This is a genomic window from Bifidobacterium sp. LH_417 (assembly GCF_056357035.1).
On sequence record NZ_JBKEVI010000001.1, the window covers coordinates 271,288 to 295,793 of the forward strand.

Below are 24,506 nucleotides of genomic sequence, written 5' to 3' on the forward strand. Positions count from 1 at the left end.
AGAGACAAGCAATGACGTTCAAACCATCAGTGAAGCGGATGGCGTGCCGCGTGGTCGCCGCCGTGGCCGCGCTCGCCTGCACGATGTCGCTGGCCGCCTGCGGTTCCGACGAGGCCGGCAAGATCCGCATCGGCATCAAATTCGACCAGCCGGGCCTCGGCTTCAAGAAGTCCGGCACCTACGTCGGCTTCGACGTGGACGTGGCCAAGTACATCGCCAAGAAACTCGGCTACTCCGAGGACGAGATCATCTGGAAGGAGGCCCCGTCCAAGCAGCGTGAGGCCATGCTCCAGAACGGCGACGTGGACATGATCCTCGCCACCTACTCGATCACCGACGAGCGCAAGAAGGCCGTCTCGTTCGCCGGACCCTACTTCGTGGCCGGCCAGGACCTGCTCGTGCGCAAGGACGACACGTCCATCAACGGCCCCGAGGACCTCAACGGCAAGCGCCTGTGCTCCGTCACCGGTTCGACCTCGGCCGCCACCGTCAAGGAGAAGTTCGCCTCCGAAGTGCAGCTCATGGAGCAGCCGGGCTACGCGGAATGCGCGACCGCTCTGTTCTCCGGCATCGTGGACGCGGTCACCACCGACGACATCATCCTCGCCGGCCTCGCCTCCGCCTCCCGTGGCAAGCTGCGCGTCGTCGGCAAGCCGTTCACGCAGGAATACTACGGCGTGGGCATCAAGAAGGGCGACACGCAGTTCGCCGCGCAGATCAACAACGCAATCGTCGACATGATCCAGGACGGCTCCTGGCAGCGTGCGATCAGCGACAACACGAGGGGTACGGCGTACTCGCCGAACGCGGAATACAATCCGCCGACGCCCGATGAGGGTGAGGGGGACAAGTGATGAACGGATTCCTCGAACTGTTCAGCCAATACGATGTGCCCGGCGCGTTCCTCGTCAACATCGAGCTGACCCTGTGGAGCGCCCTGTTCTCGATGATTCTCGGCGTGATCCTCGTGGTCATGCGCATCTCGCCGATCTCGTCCCTCAGGGCCGTGGCCGGCGCCTACGTGGAGCTGTTCAAGAACCTGCCACTCACCATCATCATGGTGTTCATGGTGCTCGGCGCATACGCGCAGTTGAAGCTCACGTTCTCCGACACGTTCGCCACGAACTTCTTCTGGTTGGCCGTCATGGGCCTGAGCCTGTACACGGCCGCGTTCGTGTGCGAGTCGCTGCGCTCGGGCATCAACACGGTGCCGCTCGGCCAGGCTGAGGCGGCACGTGCGCTCGGTCTCGGCTTCATGCAGTCCGCCACCGAGATCATCCTGCCGCAGGCGTTCCGCGGTTCGGTCGCCCCGCTCGGCAACACGCTGATCGCATTGCTCAAGAACTCGACCGTCGCCGCCGCCGCGTCCGTCTCCACCGAGACGTCGTCGCTGATGAGTCAGATGATCGAGTTCCGTCCGGACGTCATCATCCAGATCTTCCTGATCTTCGCGTTCGGCTACGTGATCCTGATCATTCCGATCGGCATGCTCACCACGTACCTGTCCAACAAGCTCGCCGTGAGGAGGTGACCGAGTCATGGCCGATACTGCCAATTCCGTCCTGTTCGACGCGCCCGGTCCTAAGGGACGTCGCACCATCCGCATCATCAACTGGGTCGCCGGCCTGGTGTTCGCCGTGCTCGTCGTGCTCATGCTCATGCGACTGCACAACCCGCCGGACGGCGAGAACCAGCTGAGCTGGGAGCTGTGGAAGCCCGCACTCGAGAAGGAGGCGTGGACCGACTTCTATCTGCCCGGCCTGTGGATGACCGTCAAGGCCACCGTGCTCGCCGTGGTCGGCGCCGTCCTGTTCGGCCTCGTGTTCGGTGTGGGACGACTCCTGCCGAATCCGCTCGTGCGCGGCGTGTCCGCCGTGATCGTCGAGTTCTGCCGCGCCGTGCCGGTGCTGCTGCTCATGATCTTCTTCTGGCGCTGGTTCGCGTTCGCGGGCCTGCCGAGCCCCTCGTACTGGGCGGTCGTCATCGCGCTCGTGCTCTACAACGGCTCCGTCGTCGCCGAGCTCGTCCGCTCCGGCGTCGGCAACCTGCCGAACGGCCAGCGCGAGGCGTCGCTCGCCTTGGGACTCACTGAAACGCAGTCCCTCATCCAGATCGAGGTGCCGCAGGCCGTCTACGCGATGCTGCCCGCCGCCGTCACCCAGCTCGTCGTCGTCCTCAAGGACACGGCGCTCGGCTCGATCATCATGTACACGGACCTCCTGCAGGAGTCGCGCCGACTCGGCTCGATGTACTTCAACATCCTGCAGACGCTCGTCATGGCCGCGGTCGTCTACTTCATCGCCTGCTGGCTGCTGTCCCGCCTCGCCGAATGGCTGCCGGAACGCATGCAGCAGCGTACGGCCGCGCCCGCCGAACCCGAGCCGGTCGCGCCGATCGCCGCCGGAGACCCGTCGAACATCAACCAGATCGCCGTCGCCAAGGAGGTGGAGGAGCTGCCGCTCGGCGGCGCGCCCCGCCAGTACCACGTGCACCATCGCGGCACGAACGCGTCGATCCGCAACTGGCGCCGCACCCGCTACGAGCAGGGCTACGACGCCACGCAGCCCGAATCGCAGATCGACCCGGAGACCGGCCGTCTGATCCGCGACGAGGAGGCGGAACGCAAGGCGAAGGCCGCGAAGGCGGCTCGTCTCGCCGCCAAGGCCGCCAAGGAGAACGGCGGCGAGACCGCCGAACGCCACGACCAGTACGGCCACGGCGAGAAGCACGACCGCGCCGTGTTCAAGCCGCACGGCGACATCGGCAAGAAGGGCCACGACGACATGGGCCATCGCCCGAAGATCTGACGGACGCCGCGCCCGCGTCGACACGGGTGTGGACTCGCCGTCCGCTAATCCGGCACGAAGAGTTCACCCACCGTTCGACCGGCACCCGCGCTACGTAGCGAAACGGCGGATAGGTTAGGGAGCATGACACCGTTCCCGAACCTATCCGCCGTCGTCGTATCCGCACCCGTCCGCACGCTCGTCCGCAGGACCGCGGCGGCGCTGGCCGCCGTCACGGCCGCCGCCATGCTCGCCGTCGCCCCGATCCCCGGCACCCTCCCTCAGGCGCACGCCGACCAGCTGCCCAACCCCGACTGGGTGGCGCTCCTCGCAGACTACGAGAAGGACTATTGGAAGGCGCCCACCAGCGCGCGGGACGGCGGCAAGGTACTCGACAAGACCGTGATGCGACGCGACGAGGACCTAGCCGTCGCCATCAACCACAAGGGCGCGGAAGGCGCCGATGCCGAAGGCCTCACCCCGCAGCGCAAACGCGCGCTCGTCGATTCCGACCTGCTGCCGCGCGAGACCATGCCCGACGCGCTAGGCCCCGTGCTCGGCCGGTACATGAGCGAAGGCATCAACGAGCACAAGCTCGGCCGCGTCGTCGACCTGTTCCGCTTCAACGTCGCCTCCACCTACCTGTCCAAGCGCGCCGCCATGCACCCGCGCCCCTACCTCGACCGTTCGGTGAGCACCTACAACGGCGTCAACGACCTCGCCGGACTGCCCGCCACGCTCGACATCAAGGAGTCCCCGTCCTGGGGCGACCACATCCCCGGCTATTCGAACCTGCAGAAGAACAGCTCCTACCCGTCCGGCCACACGACCATGGCCTACTCGTGGGGCGTGGCGCTCGCCGGCATGATCCCCGAACTCGCACCGCAGATCATGGCGCGCACCTCGGAGGCCGGCAACAACCGCATCGTGCTCGGCGTCCACTATCCGCTCGACATCATGGGCGGGCGCATCGGCGGATCCGCGCAGAACGGCCAATACTGGCACAACGAGTTCGGCCCGTCGGTCGCGCCCGCCGCACGCCAGCTGCGCGGCTATCTCACCGCGCGCTGCAAGGCCGACGGCCACGGCGCGACGCTCAAGGCGTGCATCAAGAATCTCAAGGCGACCGGCGAAGGCGGCTACACGAACGGGTTCCTCGACCCGGTCGCCGACGAGCCGGTCACGGACCAGGCGTCCGCCGTGCGTGTCTACGCCAAGCGCATGACCTACGGGTTCGCGCAGGACAGGGCCGAGCAGGGCCGTCCGTTCACCGCGCCGCGAGGCGCCGCCGACGTGCTGCGCCTCGCCTACCCGCAGCTGCACGCCGACCAGTGGAACGCGATTCTCGCCAAAACCGCGCTCGACTCCGGCTACCCGCTATGGAAGTCGTCCGACGGCTGGCAGCGCATCGACTGGGCGAAGGCCCTGTGCGCCCGCGTCACGTTGGACACGAACGGCGACGTCGTCAAGGTCGAGACCGCCGACAAGACGCGTCTCGACGGCCCGACCGTCGTCAACGCGCAATACGCGGACCGCGGCGGCCATCCCGCCTCCGACGCGGCCGCCGGCGAAAACGACGCCGCGCCGGACGGTCCCGGTCCTCTCGCCGCGTCGCTGGAACGCCGCGCGCTCGTCGCGGTCGCCGTCGGCACCGTCGCCGCCGGCGCGGTCGCGGCGTCGCTGCGCGTGCGCGACCGCCGCCGCCGCGCGCGCCGCGACGCGTGAGTTCGACGAACGTTCACGTCGCGTCCACACGCGCGTCGACCGCGCACACACGCGACGTCACTTCGGCCCCATAGCGTGGAACCGTATCGTTCCATACCAGCGAAGGGGAGAAACATGGAATCGCAGCATGATGGGGGAGCGGGGCGGGACGCCGCACGACGGCTGTTCGCCGCGGCGCTCGCCGTCGCCACGTTCGGCGGCGGGCTCGCGATCGGCGCGCCGGTGGCGCTCGCGACGGAAGGCATCGAGCCGACCGCGAACGACGCGACGACCGTGACGGCGCCGACGACGGCCGCCTCGACCACGGACGGTCTGGCCGCGGAGGAGACGCCGGTCGACGACAAGCCGACGGTCGTCATCAACGAGGTGTTCGCCGGCAACACGAAGGAGCTCGGCGACCCGGTCACCGAACGCGACGACTGGGTGGAGCTGAAGAACACCGGCGACGCGCCCGTCGACGTCAAAGGCTGGGGCATCTACGACGAGAAGCAGAAGAAGCACTACACGATCGGCACGGACAAGGAGATCGTCGCCGACACGACGATCCGGCCGGGCGGCTATCTCGTGGCCGCCATCGACTACAACGGCGAACCGGGGCTCGGCTCCGACGCCGACTCCGTCTACCTCACCTCGCACGTAGGCGACGCATACGACGCCGCCGCGCAGGTGGACGCCGTCACATGGAAGCTCGCCGACAAGATGACCGCCAAGCAGTCCTACGCGCGCGCCGACGACGGCACGTTCAAGGTCAGCGACAAGCCGACGCCCGGCGCCGCCAACGAATTCCCCGATCCGGCCACGCCGCCGGCGACCGGCGACACGATGACCGTCGACGCATGGCCGGGACTGCCCGACGTGACCGCCGTCGACGCCGAAGGCGAATTCGGCGCGAAGGGCCAATCCGGCGACCATACGGACGGCAACCTGTCCGGACTCGTCTACGAGCAGGGCCGCGACGGCAGGCCGGACACGCTATGGGCCGCCGACAACGACCTCAACCCGACGCTCGGCAATACGACCGACAAGGGCCCCGGCTCCATCAACAAGTTCATCGACGTGGACGGCACATGGAAGCAGGACCCGTCCGACGGCTGGACGTTCACGAAGAACGGCCGGACCAAGGGCGGCAAGCAGCTGCACTTCAAGGACGGCAAGGGCGGCGTCGACTCCGAGGGCATCACGCTGATCCCTGGCGCCGACGGCAAGCCCGACAGCACGAAGGGCGTGTTCATCGGCGCGGAACGCGACAACGAGAACAAGAACACGCCGCGCCCGTCCATCCTCTCCTACGACGTGAACGCCGCATCGACCGACGCCAACGGCGACGGCGCGCAGGACCTCACCGCCACCCACGAGTGGGATCTCACCGCCGGCCTGAGCCAGTTCGGCGTGCCCCTCGGCAAGGACGACGCCAACCTCGGCGTCGAAGGCGTCGCGTTCATCCCCGACGCGACCCTCGTCGCGAAGGGCTTCCAGACGAACCTCGACCCGAAGAACACGCACGCCTACGATCCTGACGGCACCGCCAACGACTACGGCGGCCTGTTCCTCGCCGCCCTGGAGAAAACGAACACGATCTACGCGTTCGCGCTCGCCACCGTCGGCGGGCAGGACGCCGCCTACCCGTTGGCGTCGATCCCGCTGCCGCAGTCCGCGGCGAACGCCGGCTACGACGGCCCGCGCGACCTCGTCTGGGACGCCGAACACGGCCAGCTGCTCGCCGAAGGCGACAACGACAACGGCACCGGCGCGAAGATCGGCGTCTACACGTTCGACGATGCGGGCGCACTCGCGCTCACCAAGCTCATCGACACGCCCAAGGAGATCTCCGGGCAGAACGCGGAAGGATTCGCGATCACGCCCGACTCGTATGCGCGGACCGTCACGGGCGGTGCGGCCGGCAAGACCTACAAGCCGGTGTTCTGGGCCGACGACGGCGTGACCGGCGGCCACTCGCTGCGTCAGGGCTGGATCGAAGCCGTGAACCCGAACCCGGGCCAGACGCCCGGCGGCGCCGGCCAGACGGGCGGCACCGGACAGACGGGCACGCAGAACCCGGGCAAGCCCGGCCCGACCACGACGCCGCAGGCCGGCGGCAAGGGCGGTGCGCAGCCGAAGCACCTGTCGAACACCGGTTCTCCGATCATGCCGATCGCCGTGGCCGCGGTCGCACTGCTCGCGCTCGGCATCCCCGCCGCGCTCGCCTCGCGCCGCCGCCTCTCCTGACCGGCCGCACGCCGGCGCCGTCCTCGTCGGTGCCGTCCGGTCTCGCCTCCGATTCGCGTCATCGCACGACATAGGGGAATCGTAGAATGATGCCGTCGGAGGCGACGTGGCGGTCGCCGGACGGGAGGAACGACATGATCATCGCGGTCACTGGGCATCAGCGCATCCCCGACGCGCGCGAGCGCGGCGTTCCTGCGCATGTCGTGCTGCCGACGGAGGTGCGGCGCCGATGACACGTATATGCACCGCATCGTCCCGCACACGCCGATCACCGTGGAAACGCCCGTCCGCCGACGACCGCACGCGGCGTCTGTCCGACGACTGGTATCCGGGAGAATGGCTGGAACCGGTCGACCCGGACATCGTCGGCCCGTTCCTCGAACGCTACATGGCCGGCATGTCGCGGCGCATGACCGCCTACCTGCGCGCGCAGGGCGCCACGGACGCAGGAATCCCCGGCCCCGACGCCGATGGCAGCGACGGGAACGCCGCCGGTCGTCGCCGATTGCACGGCGTCGACTTCCTCAACCTGTGCCTCATCGTCGATCAGGAGCACACGTTCCCGATCGGCGAACGCAATCTCGCCGACGGCGTCTACGAGCCCGACGAGGAGACGGCCATGGCTGCGGCGATGATGCTGCAGCTCGAATTCGACCGGTTCGTCGACTTCGTCGCCGCGCTCGACCTGCACATCGACCGTCGCGGATTCGTCGACGCCCTGCGCGACGCCTACGGGTACGAGGACGACATCGACTCCGAGGCCTTCCTCGATCTGCTCGCCTCGCGCACGGCGGAATGCATGGCCCGCGAACGGCTGCGCGACTGGTCGCGGCGGCCGGTCGACGGTGGTGCCGGCCCGGATACGGCTCCCGACGCATGGGAGCGGACGGTCCGGACGCGTCTCGCCTCGTGGGGATTGCGGGACGCCGCCCCGGAAGTCGTAGCATCGCGCGATGCGGGCCGCGGCGACGGCATGGACCCCGCCGCCGCGCTGGAACGCGCGGAATCGCATTGGATCCGGTGCGTGGCCGGCGCCCGCCGCCACACGCCGCGTGCACGCCGCGACGTGGCGTCCTGGTGTGTCTGGCACGCCGTGCTGGACGTCGTCCGGCAGGAGGACCGACGCGTCTACGACGCGCGATGGCGTGGCGTGGACACGCCCGACCGCGACGCGCGACGGTTCGACGCGCCGTCTACTCCCATCGCCGACGACGCCACCGCGGCATGGGACGGATCGCACGGCACCGGCACCCCCGGGTCACGCCATGCACACCACTCGCATCATGGTCTGGACGGTTCCGCGTGGAACACGCTGATGGGCCGCATGGTCGTCGCGCATCGGCGCGTGTCGCGTGGCTACGCGCGATGGTGCGACATGATGCCCGGCGAGAACGACATCGCCGGTATCCGGCTCGCCGTGCGCGCCATCGCCGACACGCCCGCGTTCGCGGATCGGACGCTCGCCGCGGCGTGCAACGCGCTCGTGCGCGGCGACGCCGAACCGCCGCGCGACGCGCGCGAGGCGGCGCGCATGCTGCTCGCCTACGCGTGCGTGGGACGTGTCGTGAACCTCGACGGAGAGGCTGCGCGGGCGGGCGGGGCCGCGGCGGAGAACGCTACGGCCTCCACGGCCGCGGATCCGGGCGACGCGCCCGGCGAATACGTGTACGTCGGACTGCGCAACGCGATCCTCGGATACGCCGGCTACGGGGGAGCGCGGCGCACGCTCGCGCCCGGCGAGTACCGCGGCTACGTGGCGCTCGTCTCCGGCGGCGAGACGCGTGGCGCCGACGGAGACGCGCACGACCTCCGCCGCCGCGCCGTGTGGATGTTCCCCGGCATGGAGGACCGCCTCGACTCGGTGCTCGTGTCGATGACCGCGCAGATGCGAGAGGCGATGGCCGCCGGATACGACCTGGGGGAGACCGGCGGCGACGCGTTCGCGATGCCGGAATCATGGTGGCGGTTCCACGACATGGCCGACAAGGCGGTCAGTCGGTGGCTCGGCGGCGAGACCGTCCACGCGGTCGCCGTCGACGGGCACGGGCACACGCTCGCCTACCGGTCCACGAACCCCGTCGCCGCCTATCAGGACGTGAACGCGTGGCGGCTCGCCGGGGCGCTCGAACGCTACGAAGGCGAACGCGGCTGGGGCAGCGGCGGCCGGCTCGCCGACCTGTACCGCGACCGCGGTCATCTGAGCAAAAGCGGCGGCAGGGCCGTCGACCGGTCCATCCGCGACTACGCGGACAGCGCACGCGGCGCCGCCGATGCCGTCCAATACCTCGCCGCCGTCACCGGACTCGGCATGATGCTTGGATCCGACACGTCCGTCGAAGCGTTCGTGCGCCTCATCGACCTATGCGACGAGCGCGGCGGCGAGGCCTGCCGCAAATCATTGTGGACGCTGATCCGCGTCGCCAAGGCGAAACGCCTGCGCCTCACCGTGCCGGGGCCGCACGGCCGGCACGTCGGTGTGAGACTCATGGCGATCATGCTGTCCGATCCGGGACGGCTCGCCGAAGCGGAACGCGAATTCAAGATCGCGAACCTGCGCCGCGCGCTCGGCACCGTGCGCGGCGGCGATGGTGGCGATGGTGGCGACGCGGACGCATGGCGCGGCATAGCCCGCGACATCGACGCCACCGAACACGTGGTGCGCGGCGTCGCGCTCGCCGCGTTCGCGCGGCTGCGCGCCGCCGACCGGCGGTGGACGACGATCCGCGTCACGCCGCCGGACTGCGTCGGCGCGCGCATCGATCCCGCATCCGATGGTGCGTGCGTGTTCCACGCCGATACGATACGACGGAAAGGAGCGACGGCATGATCGACGACGTGACTCCGCGCGGCACGGCCGCAGGCGGACCGGCGGGCGGCGTCTCGCCGTGGAGGGACGGCGAGACGCGGCCGTTCACGCCCCGCGACGTGATCGCCGGAATCATCGGAGGATTCCCCCCGACGCTCGCCGCGCAGATGATCGCCGACGATACGGCGCTCGCCTACGCGAACCGGTACCTCGGACGGTATCTCGCGCTCGCCGGGCACCTGCCGTACCCGTACGAGAGCCGCGTGGAACGCGAATGCCGCGAATCCACGCCGGAAGGCGACGCCGACCTCACGGTCGCGCTCGCCGTCGGCTACGGCGTTCCCGACGCGATGTTCGACGAGCTGGCGCGCGAACTCGACGCGGGGGACGGCGGCGTGACGATGGGCGCTATGGATGCGGCCTCCGCGCACTCCGACCGGTTCGCGCCGGTGCTGCTCGGCGACGCCGGAAGCGGTGAAACGGCCGATACCACCGGAAGTCGATTGGCTGTAGGCGGACGTTGGGATGCGACGTTCGTCTCCCAACGCGCCCGCGTGCTCGTTCGCCGCGACGACGCGGGCACGCTCGCATTGCGCGTCGACATGCCGGACGCGGACGGTGCGCACCGGCTCGCGTTGCGCTTCTCCAATGGGAACGAACTGGCGTTGGACGTCGACATACGTCGCGGCACATGGCATCGCGGCGGCGTCAAGGCACCCGCCGAGGGGCTCCCGGTCAGCTGCACCCTGCGTTGACCGAGGGCGTCACCGCTTGTGTTGGATATCCCAGTAGAGGCGGCCCAGATCGGTCAGACGCACGAACCCCTGACGTCCGGTCGGTTCGCGGCGGTCCGCATCCCATTCGGCCATGCACGCCCAGAACAGGTCCGCCTCGTGCGTCGCGCCGTCCGGCTCGCGGATGAACGCCTCCAGCAGCTTCGCGTTGCGCAGATGTTTGAACAGCTCCATGTCGCGCTGCAATCCGTCCAACCGTTCCCATGTCTCGTCGCCGACGCGCATCACCCCGTCGCGCGCGGTCGGCGACTCGTGTTCCGGATGCACGGCGAACGACGCCTCCTTCGTCGCGAATCCCGTGAACGGTTCCAGCGTTTCGCCGTCGAACATGCGCGTCGCGGCGCGACGGCGGGAGGGTGCCATGAGACCATGAGCGGCATCCGGGGCGATGCGCGCCAGCTCCTCCTCGGTGATCTGCCGGCTCGCCTCCACCTGACGCAGCACGGTCGTCGCGTCGCTCCACGTGCGCAGCACCGGCTGCTGGCCGTCCTCGCCCAGGTCGAGCAGCGCGCACACGGTGGAGTGCAGCGACAACGGGGTGATGACGCCCTGCACGTCCGCGGCCGCGCCCTGCAACGCGGCCATCAGCGCGCTCGTATACATGAGATGCGTGCCGAACGGGGACTGCGAGGCCGTGTGCTCGTCGGTGCTGGCAAGGACCGTCGTGTTGCGCGGCCACTCCATCGCGGCGGCGACGCCCGCATGGCAGCAGTCGAGGATGATGGTCATGCTGCTCGCCTGCGAGGCGAACGCGGCTTCGCGTATGTCGCTCACACGGATGCCGCGGCGGGTGGCGGTTGTGCTGTCGGTCGAGTCGCCGGTCGGATCGTCGTCCGGGGTGAGCAGCAGCAGGTCGGTGCCATCGCCGACGGGGATTGCATGGCCGGTGAAGTAGAGGAGCGCGTCGCCGCGGCGCACCATGCGGAACAGGTCGCGCACGCGTCCGGTCAGCGCGTCCGCCGTCATCTCCGGATCCGTCGCGTCGAACGGGTCGGGCGTCGCGTACACTTCGCCGCCGAGCAGCCGGAAGTTCGGTTGGGGCGTGCGCGGACTGTTCTCGCGGATCAGTCGGGCGAATGCGTGCGCGTCGACGCAGCAGCACCGCGGCTGCCGGTCCCGGTATACCGCGCTCGCGTATTCCCCCACGCCGATGAACAAGGCCAACCGTTGCGCCATATCGTCCCTCCCGTATCGGACCGTCCCAGTGCCATCATATCGGCGTCGCCCTCTCATCCCTCCCCATTACGCGCGATTTTGGTGCGTAAAACGGCTATTCAGCGCAACAAAATCGCGCGGAGAGATGGGCGGCGGAACGGGGCGGTCGTATCATGGTGGGGAGGGGAGAGGAGGCGGCGATGCCCATACCACAGCCCGAACCGCAGCCCACGGCACAGTCGGCCGTGATGATCGTGGCGCATGGCGGCGATGCCGTGGCGGCGCGTGAGGCGGCCGCGGCGGCCACCGCGCAAGGCAGACGCGTCACCTTGAACGTGGGCGCGCCCACGGTCGTCGCCGCCGACGCCGCCCGATTCGATCTTGTCGTCATCATCCTGAGTGCCCCCGCGGTGCGCAGCGCGGCGTTCGTCGACTACATCAACGCGATCGCGCGCGCCGCCCGCACCGTGGCTCCGGTACGCGTCGACGGGATGCGCCCCGAATGGGCGGGGCCCGACGTCGACCAGTACAATTGCGCCGACTTCTCGTCGGTCTCCGGCCCCGCGCGCATGGTGCGCTGGAACGACCTGTTCCGTCTCAACATCGCCTCCTACGACGCGTTCAACGCGTTGCGCGCGAGCGCGGAACGGTGGGCGCGCAACGGCGGGGGCGACGACTTCCTCATCCAGGACCGGCGGCACGCCGAGGAGTCCGCGCGGCTCGTCGCACGCATGGCGGCGGACCCGTTCGCCCGCCCCGACGAGACGATGCGCGCGTATACGGCCGGGTCGGTCGCCTATGCGGCGCGCGTGCGGCGCAGGCGGATTTGGTCGAACATCCGCGTCGGCGTCGCGGTCGCGTTCGTCGTCGCGTTCGTCGCCGGCACGATCCTGTTCACCCGGTGGGCGAACCAGCGGTTCGTCGCCGCCGTGCAATCCGTGTCCCGTTTCCAATCGGACGTCGCCCCCGAATTCTCCACGTTCCGCACGATCCAGGCGGCCGAGGCCGGCGGCGTGGACGAATCGGCCGCTGCGGCGACGATCCGCGACGGCCTCACACGTGACTGGACGCTGCTGGACGTCGGCGTCGAGAACTCGGTGCAGGGCGACTACACCGGCTCCGGCGTGTTCTCCGACGACGGCTCGCGGTTCGTCGCGGAATCGTCCGGCGGCGTGCTGCGCGTCTGGGACGTCGCCACCGCGAAGCCATCGCAGGCGTGGCGCGTGGCGCAGGGACGATTCGAATTCGCCCTCGCCGCGGACGGCCGCACGGCCGCGGTCACCGGCGACAAGGGCCTCGTGCTCGTCGACCTGGACCACGGGTCGACGCGCGTCATTGACGCGAAGACGCCGGTCCTCTCGCGCGTCGCCGCGAACAAGGACGCGACGCGCGTCATGGTCGAGGAGGGCGATCATGTGGCCGTCTGGAGCAAGGGCGGCGGCCTGCGCGCCTCCGCGGCGAAAGGCGAGGTGCTCGACGTGAAACGCACGGAGCAGGGACTGCGCGCGCTGGTGCGCGACGGCGGCACGATGCACGTCGTCGGCGAGAGCGTGGACGCGAAGCCCGTCGATCTCGCCCTGCCGGAGGATTCCGGCGAATTCGTCTACGGCGTGATCGGCATGGACGGCACGATCGTCATCATCGACGCGGGAAGGATGTTCGTCGCGAAGCGCGGCGGAAACGGAGACTACCCGGACGGCCTCGAATCCGTCGGCGTCGTCACGCGCGACTCGCCGCTCGGCCTCGCCGTCTCCGCCGACGGCCGCACGGCCGCGGTGAGCACCAGTCAGGACGGCGTGCGCCTCATCGACCTCGACCATGGGCTCGACCTGGGCGCCGCATGCGAGACGATCACCGCCGTCACCTATCCTGCGTTCTCGCGCAACGGTCTGCTGGCGTGCGGCAACGGCCTCGACGTCGCCATCCAATCGACCGACGCGATGACGCCCGCGGACGCACGTCCCGCCGGCGCGCGCGTCTCCGACACGACGGCGCCGCGCGCCGTGACGGACGCGGCGGGCGGCGCCGTGCGCGTGAAGGTGACTGGCGACGGCGCGGTCAGCGTGACCACGCCCGCCGGCACCGCGCGCGCGACGGTCGCGGCGCGACACGGCACGCCGACCGTCGCCGCCGTGACGCCGCAGGGCGACGCGGTCGCCGTCGGCACCGATACGGGCGACGTCATCGCATGGGACATCGGCGAGACGGACAAGGCCTCCGGGAACGACGCCGGCAAACCGACGTTGACCATGGTGCGCCGATGGTCCGCGCCGGACGGCGGCGCCGTCGACCGGCTCGGCTGGAGCCGGGACCGGTCGCGGCTCGTCGCGCACACCGCGTCCGGCTGGTGGCGGCCGTGGTCGCTCGCCGGCACCGCCACGCTCGCCGGCGCGACGGAGGCCGCCGCCGCGCGCACACCCGTATGCTGGCCCAGCTACAACATGACCGCATTCGGCGGCTCGTTCGCGCGACGACACAATCTGACCGCATGCCCCGCCGCGCCCGCCGCCGCGGCGACGACCGGCGACGGCGGCGTCGGCGAGTAGAACAGGAGAGGGGAGCGGACCATGGGATACGTGTTCGTGTCGTATTCGCGCCGGCAGTCCGCCGCAGCGGACACGCTCATCGACTGGATGGAACGCAACGGCATCGCCGTGTGGAAGGACACGGCGAGCATGCCCGCCGGCGTCGCATGGAGACGGCAGGTCACCGAGGCGATCCGCGGCGCCGACCTCGTCGTCATGTGCGTCTCGCGACTCTGGTACGGCTCGCAGGCGTGCCGCGACGAGGAGCACTGGGCCGCGCACTACCATCGCCCGCAGGTGCGCATCCCCGTCGACGAGGGACGCTTCGACCCGGCGCGCGCCGTCGCCGCAATCCAAGCCGCATGGGCGGCCGTCACCCCCGAGGACCGGCTCGCCGGCGAACTCGAAACCGCGGCCGGCGACTGGACGAACCGCGGCGGACGGCCGCGCGACCTCGCCCGCGGACGCGCGCTGAAAGCGTATAGGCGTGCGTTCGGCGGCTCGGCGTGCGGCCCGCGCGGCTCGCGACAGGGGCCGCGCGGCGGCGGCGCGGCGACGGCCGCACCCCGCCCGATCACATCCGTCGCCGCACGCTACCTCACGCAATCCATCCGCCGCGGCGTCATCCTGCGCGTGCTCGCCGTGCTCGCCGCGATCGCGATCGTCTGCGCCGGCGTGAGCGGCGCGACGTTCGCGACCCGCATGCGCCAGATTGACGAGGCCAACACGCAGGCGAACGAGGAATCACGGCGATGGGACGCCCTACGCGCGGCGCTCGACGACAACCCGTACACGGCGATGAGGACCGTGCTCGCCCAACCGCACGACACGGCCACGATGCGCGGAAGCATGTATGTCGCCACAATGCGCATGGTGCTCGCCACGCACGTGCCCGACGGCCACGGGGACGCCACGGATCCGCGGTTCGCCGGATACGACTTCCCGGACGCGCTCGACACGCGCACGCCCGACGCGCTCGCCGACGCGGGCGTAGGCGCATCCAGCGTATCCGGCGCATCGGGCGTATCCGCCGTCAAGGCGCGCGGCTACGCCGTCTCGCCCGACGGACTCGAAGTCGCCGCACTGGGCGGTGCCGACGTGCGCATCCTCGACGCGCGACGCGGCGACACGCTGATGACGCTCACCGGCGCGGACCTTACGAAGGCGACGTCGATGGCATGGAGCGAGGACGGGTCGGCGCTCGCCGTACGCTCCTCCGACGGGAAGGCGACCGTGTGGAAGGTGCGCGCCGACACGACGATCATCAAGGACACCGGATCATGGTTCATGGACGGTGCCGCACTGGGCGGTACGGGTGCCGGTTCGTCCCGCGATTCGGGCGCCGGTTCCGCTGCGGGCGCGGGCGGGACGAGCGGCGGCGGGAGCCTTGCCGCATTGCTCGCGCGCGACGGGCGTGTCACGCTCGTCGACACGGCGAAGGGCCGCGTGGTCTCGGACGCCACGCGCGTGCCGGTCGACGTGGGCGTCGCCATCGCGACCGCCCCGGACGCCACCGACACCGCGGTCGTCGCCGGCACGAAGGACGGGAGCACCGCGCTGTACCGGGTCACGTTCGATGATGGTGCGGATGGTGCCGGTGTCTCGGATGGTTCCGGTGACGGTTCCGGTGGCGTGGGGAAGGTGACGCGGATCGACGTGCCCGACGGCTGCGCGCCGGGTGCGCTCGCCGTGCTGCCCGGCGGCCGCGAGATCGCCATCGGATGCGGCGCGCAGGTCGACGTGATCGGCATGCGCGGCGGCAGCCCGTCTCGCACGATCGTCAACGACGCGGGCGCGGACGTGACCGTTCTGCGCGCGGATGGCGAGGGACGCCTGTTCGTCGGATTCGACGGCGGCACGCTCGCCGTCGTGGAGGCGGGGGCGTCCACGCTGATCCTGCCGGGCGCCGCCGCCTCGGATGTGGGAAGCATCGGCATCTGCCTGGGCGGCACCGCCCGCGCCATCGCCGTGTCCGGAAGCAAGGCGCTGTTCGTCGGCGACGGCACGCCCGCGCAGCTCTGCTCGCGCGGCGTCTCCCGTTCGAAGACCGGCGACGGCGGGGCGAACGGCGTGGATGCCGCGCGTCGCGACGATGATCCGTGGACGATGCACATCGGCATGACCGATTTCGCGTCGCTCACCGACGCGCACCAGTCGCGCGCCGTCGCCGCAGCGCCGGACGGGAACGCGTTCGCCGCGGGACTGGCCGACGGGTCGGTCATGTTCGCCCGCTACGACATGCAGCCCGGTCCTCTCGTGCGCGAGATTCCCGGCGAAGTGCGCGCCGTCGTGTACGCGCCCGACGGCAAGCGGGTCATCGCCGCCACGCGCGACGGGGTGATCTACACCGTCGCCGCGCCGGACGCGGGGGAGTACGAGGGCGTGACGCTGCGCGAGCAGGTGCAGGAGCGGCTGGACCGGGCGCGGAAGCTCGGGCTGACACGGTAGTGCCCCGTGGTTTGGCGGGGCGAAACGATTCGGTCATACGGGGGCATGGACGTTTCGCTCCGGTCGCCAGCAAGGCATGTGCAACCGCCAGCGAAGTTGAGTGGCGGGTATTTCCTCCCATCCAACCCGGAAACCGGGGTGATGCCGGTTGAGTGGAAGGCGGTTTCTTCCACTCAGGTTGGAAAGCCCATATGACCATGCCTGCACAGATCGGGCACGCCACAATCGGAGAGGACCTTATCGCTGCTTTATCGGACGCATTTCGCGCCGCACTGGGTACAGAACGCCATCTCCCGCTTCAGCTTCGCGCCGCACTGGCCGCAGAATTTGTAATCGCGTGACGTGGTTGACTTCGGAACGGGTGCAGCTGCGGGTTGAGGCAGGGGAACGGGCGGCATCTGCGATTGCAGCGTGAACGGTGTCGTGTTCCCGGACGTGCTCGAAGTCGCATTGTCAGGCGCGGCGGCGGATACGGGAGCTGGTGTATGCATAGGTGCGGATGCGTGCATGGAGGCATACGCGGGCCCGGTCGGCGCGGCGGGTGCTGCGGGAGTCCTCTCGGGACGTGCGGTCGTCCCCTGGGGTCTCCGGGATTGCGCCTGCGCCGTCATGGTCTGCCACGTCGGCGCCGTCGTGGTCGCCGCCGGTGTCGCATTGCCGCCGAGCGCGCCGAACAGGCGTTTCGCCGTGGTCGTCCCCGCGTCGAACCACAGATCGTTGTACAGCAGGTACAGTCTGCCGAGGAAGGTACGCGACTGCTGGTAGACGGCGGCCTTATAGTCCTCCGTGATCGGGGCGTCCCGATTCGCGCTGAGCATGCCAGGCCGCAGCAGCCATTCGTATGAGTAGTCGGCGATGGTGAGCGGCAGGTTCAGCGCCTCGTCTTGGAACGTCGGCGTGTATTTGCCGTGTTCCAACTCATACCGGTCGCGGAAGAACCGGTACATGTCGTCGTCGTTGGACAGCAACGTCGCCATGCTGCGTGAACTGGCGTCGTAGGCCATCGACAGTACGGCGACCAAGGCCAGCATGGCCAGCGTGAACACGATCCACCCGATGAACCCGTGCATGTTCTCGCCGCGCAGGTCCGCAAGAATACCGTTCAACTGGTCGGCGGACATGTACCCGTACTCTTCGAGTATGGATCCGGTGCCGTAATCCGTGTACCTGTCCGGCAGGATGATCGATCCGGCCGTGTACCCGGCGTAGGAGCCGGATGGTTTGAATCCGAAATAGAGCACGCCGATGAGTCCGATCACCGGGGGAACGAATGCCGCGTACTTCCAACGCTGCTGGAACATCGGCAGTAGCGGATGCCATTCGCCGATGGTCCATTCCTGTGGCGTGAACGGTTTCGTCGGTTTCATGTGGTTTTCGGCGAGTGCGGAGGCGGTATCCGTCTCGGATGCCGGCGTCGTCGGCGATGCCTGATCCGCGTCGGCCGACGTCGGGGCCGCCGGTCGCACAGTGGATGCTGCCGGACCGGTGGATGTTTCGTTGGGTGTCTCGCCGGTCGTCGTGTCGGGCGTCTCGCCGGTCGTCGTGTCGGGCGTCTTGGCGGTCGCGGGAGTCCGTGTCGGCACCGACGGATGGATCCGCACGACGGGACCCTGCGATGGCAGCGGCACCGCATGCGTGGCGGGTTGCTCGAACTGCGGAGCCGGTTGCGATGGTTGCGGGGATGGAACCGGGCGAGTTGGTTGTGCCGCGGGTTGTGCGGTCTGTGCGGTCTGGTTGCGGTTCGCCTGTTCGATGACATCCTGGACCCACGTCTTGAGCTGTTTCATCTGGTCGATGTGACGGACCACGCCGTCCACGTTCGCCCATCGGATGAATTCGAACGTGGCGCGCTGCGCCTGCTCGTCGATCTGGAGGTACGCGGTGAACTCGCCGTTGCCGGTGGTGCGCAGATGGAACGCGTAGTAGATCCATTGGACGCCGTCGTCGGTCTCCTTCGCGACCTGCAGATTGTCGCCGAGCGGGGACTCCTTCAGCAGCGGCTTGACGTCGCTCCATTTGGCGCGGCACGGGTAGGTGAACCTGTGTTCGGTCAACGCCTGCTGCTCCTGATAGGTTCCGCGGCTGAACACGTTGCGGTTCAACGCGGTGTTCGCCTTGCGCTTCAGGATCTCCCATACGAGGCAGATGGCGAAGAGTCCGACGAAGATGAGTATGCCGAGGGCGGTGCTGCCGCTGTCATTCATGATGAACTCCTTTGTTGTTCGCGTCGATCAGGCGACGCGTGCGCCGCACCGCGTGCAGAACGTCATGTCGCGTTGCAGTTGCGCGCCGCACTGGCCGCAGAATTTGCGATCATGCGCCGGGGTCGTCGGCGACGGGCCGTGCGTCTCGGCGGCGGGCACGGTGGGCGTGGAGGGCGGCAACGGTACCGTCTTCGTCCGTGCGGCCTGCGGCGTCCAGCCCGGCAGAGGCGCCGGAGCGGCGTCCGCACGTGGGGATGCGGCAGGTTCCGGCAGCGGTACCGGTGCGGGAGGTCGTATCGGCGATGCCGTGGAGGTGGACTTCGGCCCAGCCGGAGACGGCGTTTCGGCAGTGGCAGGACCGTTCGATCGCGAGCGGTCCCCGTCGCGCGCCGCGGTCGCCTTGGCGAGTTCCGCTTCGAGTTCGGCGATCTTCTTGTGGCGGTCGTCCTCCATGCTTTTGCCGAAGACGAGCATGCCGATACCGGCGAGCCATGCGGCGCCGGTTCCGATCCACAGCCACACGTAGACCGTGTTCGCATACTCGTATCCCACGTATGACAGCACCGTGCCCACGATGGCCGCGCCGAGCGCGGCGAACGCGCTTTTGTACGTGTTCTCGCCACGCGCCTTGTCGAGCTCCTCGCGGATGGTGTTGACGCCGCGCACCGGCTTGCCGTCATCGTCCGTCATCATTCCTCCTTCGTCGTGGATGCTCCGGGATGTACTGTCGGAACGGATATGTCGCGCATCGGGCCGGTCGGGATACGAGATCTCAGCCGAGATCCTCGAGCGTGGGTGGGATCTTCTCGGTCAGCGGGTCGCGTACGTCGCGATGCTCGTCGGAGTATTTGAGCTGCACGCCGATGATGTGGTCGGCGTAGACGATCTCCTTGATGTAGTACACGTAGCCGCCCTTGTAGTAGCTCACGTAGATCGACGGGTCCGCGTTGAGATCGTAGGTGATCGGCACGCCCGCGTCCGCCTCCAGCCGCGCCATCTCGCCGGCCGCGGAGCCAGTCGTGTTGGCGGAGCGCCACGTGGTGATCGTCACGCCCGAACCAGCGAACGTGAACCCGGTGCCGTCGGACGTGGTGCCGGTCTTGCGGAAGTTGTCCGGCACGCTGATCGCGTAGCGGCCCGCCGCGTTCTCGTAGCGTTTCAACGTGGAGGAGGGCGGGGTGTCCGCGTCGGTGGTGGTCGAGTCGCCGGAATCGTCCGTATCGCCGCCGCGGTTGCGGTAGATGTAGCGGATGATGAGCAGGGACGGGTCGTCGTTCGCCTCGTCGACGATGTCCGTCACGGAACGTTTGCACATGTCCGGCGTGTACGTGACCTTCACCTTCGTGCCGTCCGCGGTGACCGTGCGGGCGCGGTCGCCGGAGAAGTCGAACGTGTTGTCCGCCATCGTCTCGCCGCTCGCGTCCTTGAGCGTGATGCGCGCCTTCGGATCGTCGAAGCGCGTGGATGATCCGTCCGAACACGTGGAGGTGACGAGGATCGTCACGACGAGGTCGTTGCCGGAACGCTCCACCGACACGACCTGCATGTCCGGTGTGGAATCGCACGAGGCGTCCGTCGTCCCGTCGGAGCCGGAACCGGACGTCCCGCCGGCACCGTCCGACGAGGACGACGCGGTGGATACGGGCGACGAATGGGCGTCACGGTACATCGACGCGCCGAAGACGACGCCGACGGCGAGCAGGATAACGGCGACGGCGGCGCCGATCGCGACGAACGTCTTCTGGCCGCGGCTCCACGGCTGCTTCGCGGCGGCCGCCGCCGGCATCGGCGGACGGACCGGTTGGGAGGATTGCGGCACCGTCGGCTGCGACACGGCCGGTTGTGGCTGCGGCACGGGATAGACGTACCGGTCCCCGTTCGGGGCGGTGGACGCCGTCGGCGAGGGAGCGGGCACATACCGGTTCCCCGCGCCGTCGACCACCGTGGCGTCCGTGTCGGAGCCGACCGGCTGCGTCGGCTGTCCGCATTCCGTGCAGAACCGGTTGCCGGCCGCGATCGTCGCCCCACATCTCGAACAGATCATGAATCCGCCCTCCTCCGCGAGTTCCTCTGGATTCCAGTATAGGTGGCCGCAGGCGCTTGCACATGGTCCGGACGATGATCGACATGGTATCATTGGCGTGTTTCCGGCCAATGGGCCGCCCCGTTCTTTTGCGATGGCGCACGTTGCGTCAGGTGGTCCACCGTCGGAGCGACGCGGGGATCGGGAAGGAGCCGCGATAATGACGTTCGACTCGCTGGATGTGTCCGACGGAGGCGTGTTCGACGTCTTCGACGAGACGACGAAATACGTTCATGACGATTCCGTGACGTTGGCCATCGGATTGGGGGACGCGGGAACCCGGGCGTTGCGCTCGCTCAAACGGGAGATGTTCCTGCGGTTCCGCTCCCCGGAGCCGTTCGACCGCACGCGGTTCCTCGCCGTCACCGCCAACTGGTTCATGCAGGGCGGCGCAAGCTCGCCTATGGCCTTGCGCGAATACGACACGGATCACCCGGAGGGGAGCGAATACTCGGACATCGGAATCAGCATGCACTTCCCCGAGTGGTTCCGCGAGGACCGCGCCCGTTACGAACGCGACCCACGGTTCCGGGACTGGCTTGACTTCGATGACATGACGACCCGGTTGGACGGTCTGTCATACGAGTCCACCGACGGAAGCCGTCGGATGGGCCGGTTTCTCATGATTCTCGCGGCCGAGGGGTTCGTGCGGCATGTGCGACGGGTCATCGCCTCGTCTATGCGCGGTCTTGACGCCTCGACGCCGATCAGGGTGATGGTGATCGCCAATCTCGACGAGGGCACCGGTTCGGGCGCGCTGATGGACGCCTGCTATGTGGTCCGCAAGGCGCTGGAGTTGTATCCGCGGGTTGAATCGCACGGGTTCCTGCTCGTGCATGGGTCCGATGTGAGGAATCCTCACGAGATGGGAGCGTGCCGGACCGATGCGGAGCGGACGCTGCGGGAGATGTTCGACCGCATGCGCGACGATGGCCGTCGCACGGCGTGGCGGCAGGTGTACTCCGAAGACGGTTCGTTGGCCGTGGACACGACGATGCCGCCGTTCGACCGGTGCCATCTGGTCGTGCGGAGAGGCATCGACGATTGGAACTGGGTGCTCCATCCCAATGCGTCGTATGATCGTCTGGCGGATTGCCTGATCGACATGCTGATACGGGATGATGACGGTGGTGGGAGTGACACGGGCGTCGACGGTCCGGCCGTGGACGTGATGACGGTCGCCGGCTCGATGATGCCGTATTCGATGATGCTCGCGGATCTGATGGAGCGGCCGGTCGCCATGCTGGACGATCTGAGCGAGGGGAAGGGCATGCCCGCCGAGGAATACCGGCGGTTCCAGAAGACGATCGGCATCGACCCCGACCATCGCCCCGAACCGGCGTATCTTTCCGACGATTTCCTTCTTGACGATTCCTTGTTCGCTTCTCTTGACGACGAATTGGCAACTTTTAACCCGGACGACTACCTCAAGGAGTTCGAGATGCCCACGGAATTCGAGAACGCCGACAGGTTCCTGTGGATGGTGCGGGAACTCGTTCGGACGTTCGAGGAGTACCGGAGGAACGTCCGCGAATGGTCCGAGGTCCGGGGCAAGAGAGGAATACCTGATTTAACGTGGTCGTACGATGCGGCCCGGCGCATCGTCGTCGGCACGCCGGTCGACGACGCCGCCGTCGCCCACGACCTGCTGTGGGCGCTCGCACGGGGCGAAGGCGATGACGCGGGGGAGCCGAGCATCGACGAGCTGACGGTGTACCGGCGCTTCTGCCGGTTCGTGAGGAACCGTTTCCCCGGGATCATCGGTTTGACCATGACGGATCTGCTCGCCGGCGACGGACGGGATAGCCGTTCCGTCGAGGACGCGGCGGACGACCTCCTGCATGGGCTGATGGAGCAGGCCACGGTGGACGTCGCGGAGGATTCCGGCAGTGGTGACGGCTGCGGCGTCGGTTCCGAAGCGCGATGGCGGACGGTCGTCACGCTGCCGGCCGGCGACCCGTCGCTCATGGAAGCGGCGCGACGATTCGCCGCCACGATGCCGGACGTCACCGTCCGCGTCGACTCCATGCCCGACCGTCTCCGTGTCGAACGGTTCATGCCGGTCATCGTCTGAGTCCGGTTCCCGCGGTTGGACCGGCTCAGCGGACCTTGGCGCCGCATTGGCCGCAGAATTTCGCATCCGGCGGCAGCTGCGCGCCGCAGCTCGTGCAGAAACCACCTGCGTTCGCTTGCCCCATCACCATGCCGAGGCGGGTTTTGAGCGCGTCATGAAGACGACATGAATCCAAAACGGATGATGATGGAGCTGGTACGGACGGCGATGCGTCGTCGGTCTTGGAAACGTCGCCATGATGGTGTTTCCACCTGCCGATGACATCGATGAGGTTTCGGGCGCATGCATCCAGTTGGTCCGATGTGGCATGGGGATCCACATCGCATAACACGGTTCCCAAGGTGCCTATCAGATGAGGTCGGCATGGGCCGAAGCGTTCGATGCCGCTCCATCCGGCCGTCAGCTCCTGCTCCGTCATGGTCCCGAGCGGATGGAACATCTTCGGTCCCGGACTGGTTCGGTTCACCCCTGCGGCTACGCCGATCGTATGGCTGATGCCATTGCCGTCGACGTATGTCCTACGATACGAGTCGTAGGTGGTCTGTTCCCAGGACGCCAGCGCGTGGATCAGTTCCGACGACATCAACGGCAGGGAGTCCGGCCCCTCGCCCCGGACGTTGGCCGATTCACATGTTCGTTCGAAACCGGGTACGTACCATGGCGCCACCACGCTGCCCATGCCGATGGCCGCAGCCGCTCCCGCCGTGGTGGTCCGCCTATCGATCAACGCCATTCGTATGTCCATCCCGGGTCCCGTCCGGAACATGCCGTCCGGGGCCAGGCCGAGAGGATCGCGGTCCCTTGCGTATCCGTTCGGGGTGAGGATGAAACAAACCAGCGCGGAGCCTTGGGGCCCATCGAACAGGGACCAGCGAAGCGTGTCTCCATTGGCCATGGCCACTTCCATATAACCCGGTCGGTCGAAACGCCTGTTCGTCGATCTGGTGAGATCGATGGAGACCGATGCCTTGTCGGCGGCCGCGAGCAGTCTGTCCGCCGACGCGGTCGAATAGTATGCGAATGCACTGAAGAAATGCAGCGTATCGTAGACGATCAGCGTCGGATCGTCGTCGTTGAACGCTCCTCCGAACTTGTCGATCGGCACGATGGTGTCGTCGTGGAACAGGTCGAGATTCATGGTCATACTCCTTCGACAGAGAATCAGGATTCCCGCACGGCGCGGAAGGCGTCCTCCACCGCGGCGAGGGGGGATTTGCCGTTATGCAGGGTGTTCTCGAATTCGTCGCCATACAGCTTCCACAGGAACATCGAGGCGCGGAAGACGAAATCGATGAGTTCCGTGGGCGGCACGAACTCCCCGCAGTACAGTTCGGTCCGGCTGGACACCGTGCCGTCGGAGAAGTCCAGACGGAGATGTCCGTGGACGGCCGGACGGTCGTTCGCCTCGGTGATGAATATCATCGCGTCGGACACCTGATCGAGATCGTGGATGTCGACCTGCCCTACGATCGAGTCGTGCATGAACGGCTGCGTATTGACGAAGAACGCGTCATTCCAGACGTCGAAGATGACGCCCACCCTGGGGACGGCCGCCACGTCGTCCAGGGACATGATCGTCCGCACGATGCCGTGATCGTCGTCGACGTCGTAGCGGATGTCGCTCGAATCGAGAAACGCGGTGATCGCGTTGATGAGATCGGGATTGCGGTTCGTCGCCAT

Annotated in this window: 16 protein-coding genes; 10 read left to right on the forward strand and 6 right to left on the reverse strand. The window is 68.3% G+C overall.

Annotation, left to right across the window (positions count from 1 at the left end):
- The first annotated feature begins 11 nt into the window (after nt 1-11).
- From AC1AYR_RS01045 to AC1AYR_RS01075, 7 genes are all read left to right on the forward strand, one after another.
- Nucleotides 12-854 (forward strand): glutamate ABC transporter substrate-binding protein, encoded by an 843-nt coding sequence (locus tag AC1AYR_RS01045; protein ID WP_476511029.1) that lies wholly within the window; start codon nt 12-14, stop codon nt 852-854.
- Nucleotides 854-1,531: an amino acid ABC transporter permease gene (locus AC1AYR_RS01050; protein WP_476502039.1), complete on the forward strand. Its 678-nt coding sequence runs from the start codon at nt 854-856 to the stop codon at nt 1,529-1,531. Before AC1AYR_RS01045 ends, AC1AYR_RS01050 begins: the two co-directional genes overlap by 1 nt.
- 7 nt (nt 1,532-1,538) lie before the next feature.
- Nucleotides 1,539-2,807, forward strand: a complete 1,269-nt coding sequence (locus AC1AYR_RS01055; RefSeq protein WP_476511028.1) for an amino acid ABC transporter permease — start codon at nt 1,539-1,541, stop codon at nt 2,805-2,807.
- Nucleotides 2,808-3,032: 225 nt separating this feature from the next.
- A complete protein-coding gene (locus tag AC1AYR_RS01060; RefSeq protein ID WP_476511189.1) occupies nt 3,033-4,511 on the forward strand; it encodes an acid phosphatase in 1,479 nt (492 codons plus the stop codon).
- Between the two features lie 114 nt (nt 4,512-4,625).
- Complete coding sequence (locus AC1AYR_RS01065; RefSeq protein ID WP_476511027.1) at nt 4,626-6,737, forward strand: lamin tail domain-containing protein; 2,112 nt, start codon at nt 4,626-4,628, stop codon at nt 6,735-6,737.
- 229 nt (nt 6,738-6,966) lie between these two features.
- Complete coding sequence (locus AC1AYR_RS01070; protein ID WP_476511026.1) at nt 6,967-9,564, forward strand: hypothetical protein; 2,598 nt, start codon at nt 6,967-6,969, stop codon at nt 9,562-9,564.
- A complete protein-coding gene (locus AC1AYR_RS01075; protein WP_476511025.1) occupies nt 9,561-10,298 on the forward strand; it encodes a hypothetical protein in 738 nt (245 codons plus the stop codon). The genes AC1AYR_RS01070 and AC1AYR_RS01075 overlap by 4 nt, the downstream gene beginning before the upstream one ends.
- A 9-nt stretch (nt 10,299-10,307) precedes the next feature.
- Here the strand turns inward: AC1AYR_RS01075 and AC1AYR_RS01080 are convergent, their stop codons facing one another.
- Nucleotides 10,308-11,513, reverse strand: coding sequence for a hypothetical protein (locus AC1AYR_RS01080; RefSeq protein ID WP_476511024.1), 1,206 nt, complete (start codon nt 11,511-11,513; stop codon nt 10,308-10,310).
- Nucleotides 11,514-11,692: 179 nt separating this feature from the next.
- Here AC1AYR_RS01080 and AC1AYR_RS01085 point away from each other — a divergent pair, with 179 nt between their 5' ends.
- Nucleotides 11,693-14,038, forward strand: a complete 2,346-nt coding sequence (locus AC1AYR_RS01085; RefSeq protein WP_476511023.1) for a WD40 repeat domain-containing protein — start codon at nt 11,693-11,695, stop codon at nt 14,036-14,038.
- 21 nt (nt 14,039-14,059) lie between these two features.
- On the forward strand, nt 14,060-16,465 hold the full coding sequence (locus AC1AYR_RS01090) for a TIR domain-containing protein (protein ID WP_476511022.1): 2,406 nt from the start codon (nt 14,060-14,062) through the stop codon (nt 16,463-16,465).
- Between the two features lie 248 nt (nt 16,466-16,713).
- On the opposite strand, the gene AC1AYR_RS01095 is transcribed toward AC1AYR_RS01090, so the two are convergent.
- From AC1AYR_RS01095 to AC1AYR_RS01105, 3 genes are all read right to left on the reverse strand, one after another.
- Nucleotides 16,714-18,669 (reverse strand): hypothetical protein, encoded by a 1,956-nt coding sequence (locus tag AC1AYR_RS01095; protein ID WP_476511021.1) that lies wholly within the window; start codon nt 18,667-18,669, stop codon nt 16,714-16,716.
- 27 nt (nt 18,670-18,696) lie between these two features.
- Nucleotides 18,697-19,359, reverse strand: coding sequence for a zinc ribbon domain-containing protein (locus AC1AYR_RS01100; protein WP_476511020.1), 663 nt, complete (start codon nt 19,357-19,359; stop codon nt 18,697-18,699).
- A gap of 82 nt (nt 19,360-19,441) precedes the next feature.
- Nucleotides 19,442-20,713 carry a zinc ribbon domain-containing protein gene (locus tag AC1AYR_RS01105; RefSeq protein WP_476511019.1) on the reverse strand — a complete coding sequence of 424 codons (1,272 nt, stop codon included), beginning with the start codon at nt 20,711-20,713 and terminating at the stop codon, nt 19,442-19,444.
- A gap of 199 nt (nt 20,714-20,912) precedes the next feature.
- On the opposite strand from AC1AYR_RS01105, the gene AC1AYR_RS01110 reads away from it, so the two are divergent.
- Nucleotides 20,913-22,826 carry a tubulin-like doman-containing protein gene (locus AC1AYR_RS01110; protein ID WP_476511018.1) on the forward strand — a complete coding sequence of 638 codons (1,914 nt, stop codon included), beginning with the start codon at nt 20,913-20,915 and terminating at the stop codon, nt 22,824-22,826.
- 25 nt (nt 22,827-22,851) lie between these two features.
- Here the strand turns inward: AC1AYR_RS01110 and AC1AYR_RS01115 are convergent, their stop codons facing one another.
- Nucleotides 22,852-23,964 carry a zinc ribbon domain-containing protein gene (locus AC1AYR_RS01115; RefSeq protein WP_476511017.1) on the reverse strand — a complete coding sequence of 371 codons (1,113 nt, stop codon included), beginning with the start codon at nt 23,962-23,964 and terminating at the stop codon, nt 22,852-22,854.
- 23 nt (nt 23,965-23,987) lie between these two features.
- On the reverse strand, nt 23,988-24,506 hold the full coding sequence (locus AC1AYR_RS01120; RefSeq protein ID WP_476511016.1) for a hypothetical protein: 519 nt from the start codon (nt 24,504-24,506) through the stop codon (nt 23,988-23,990).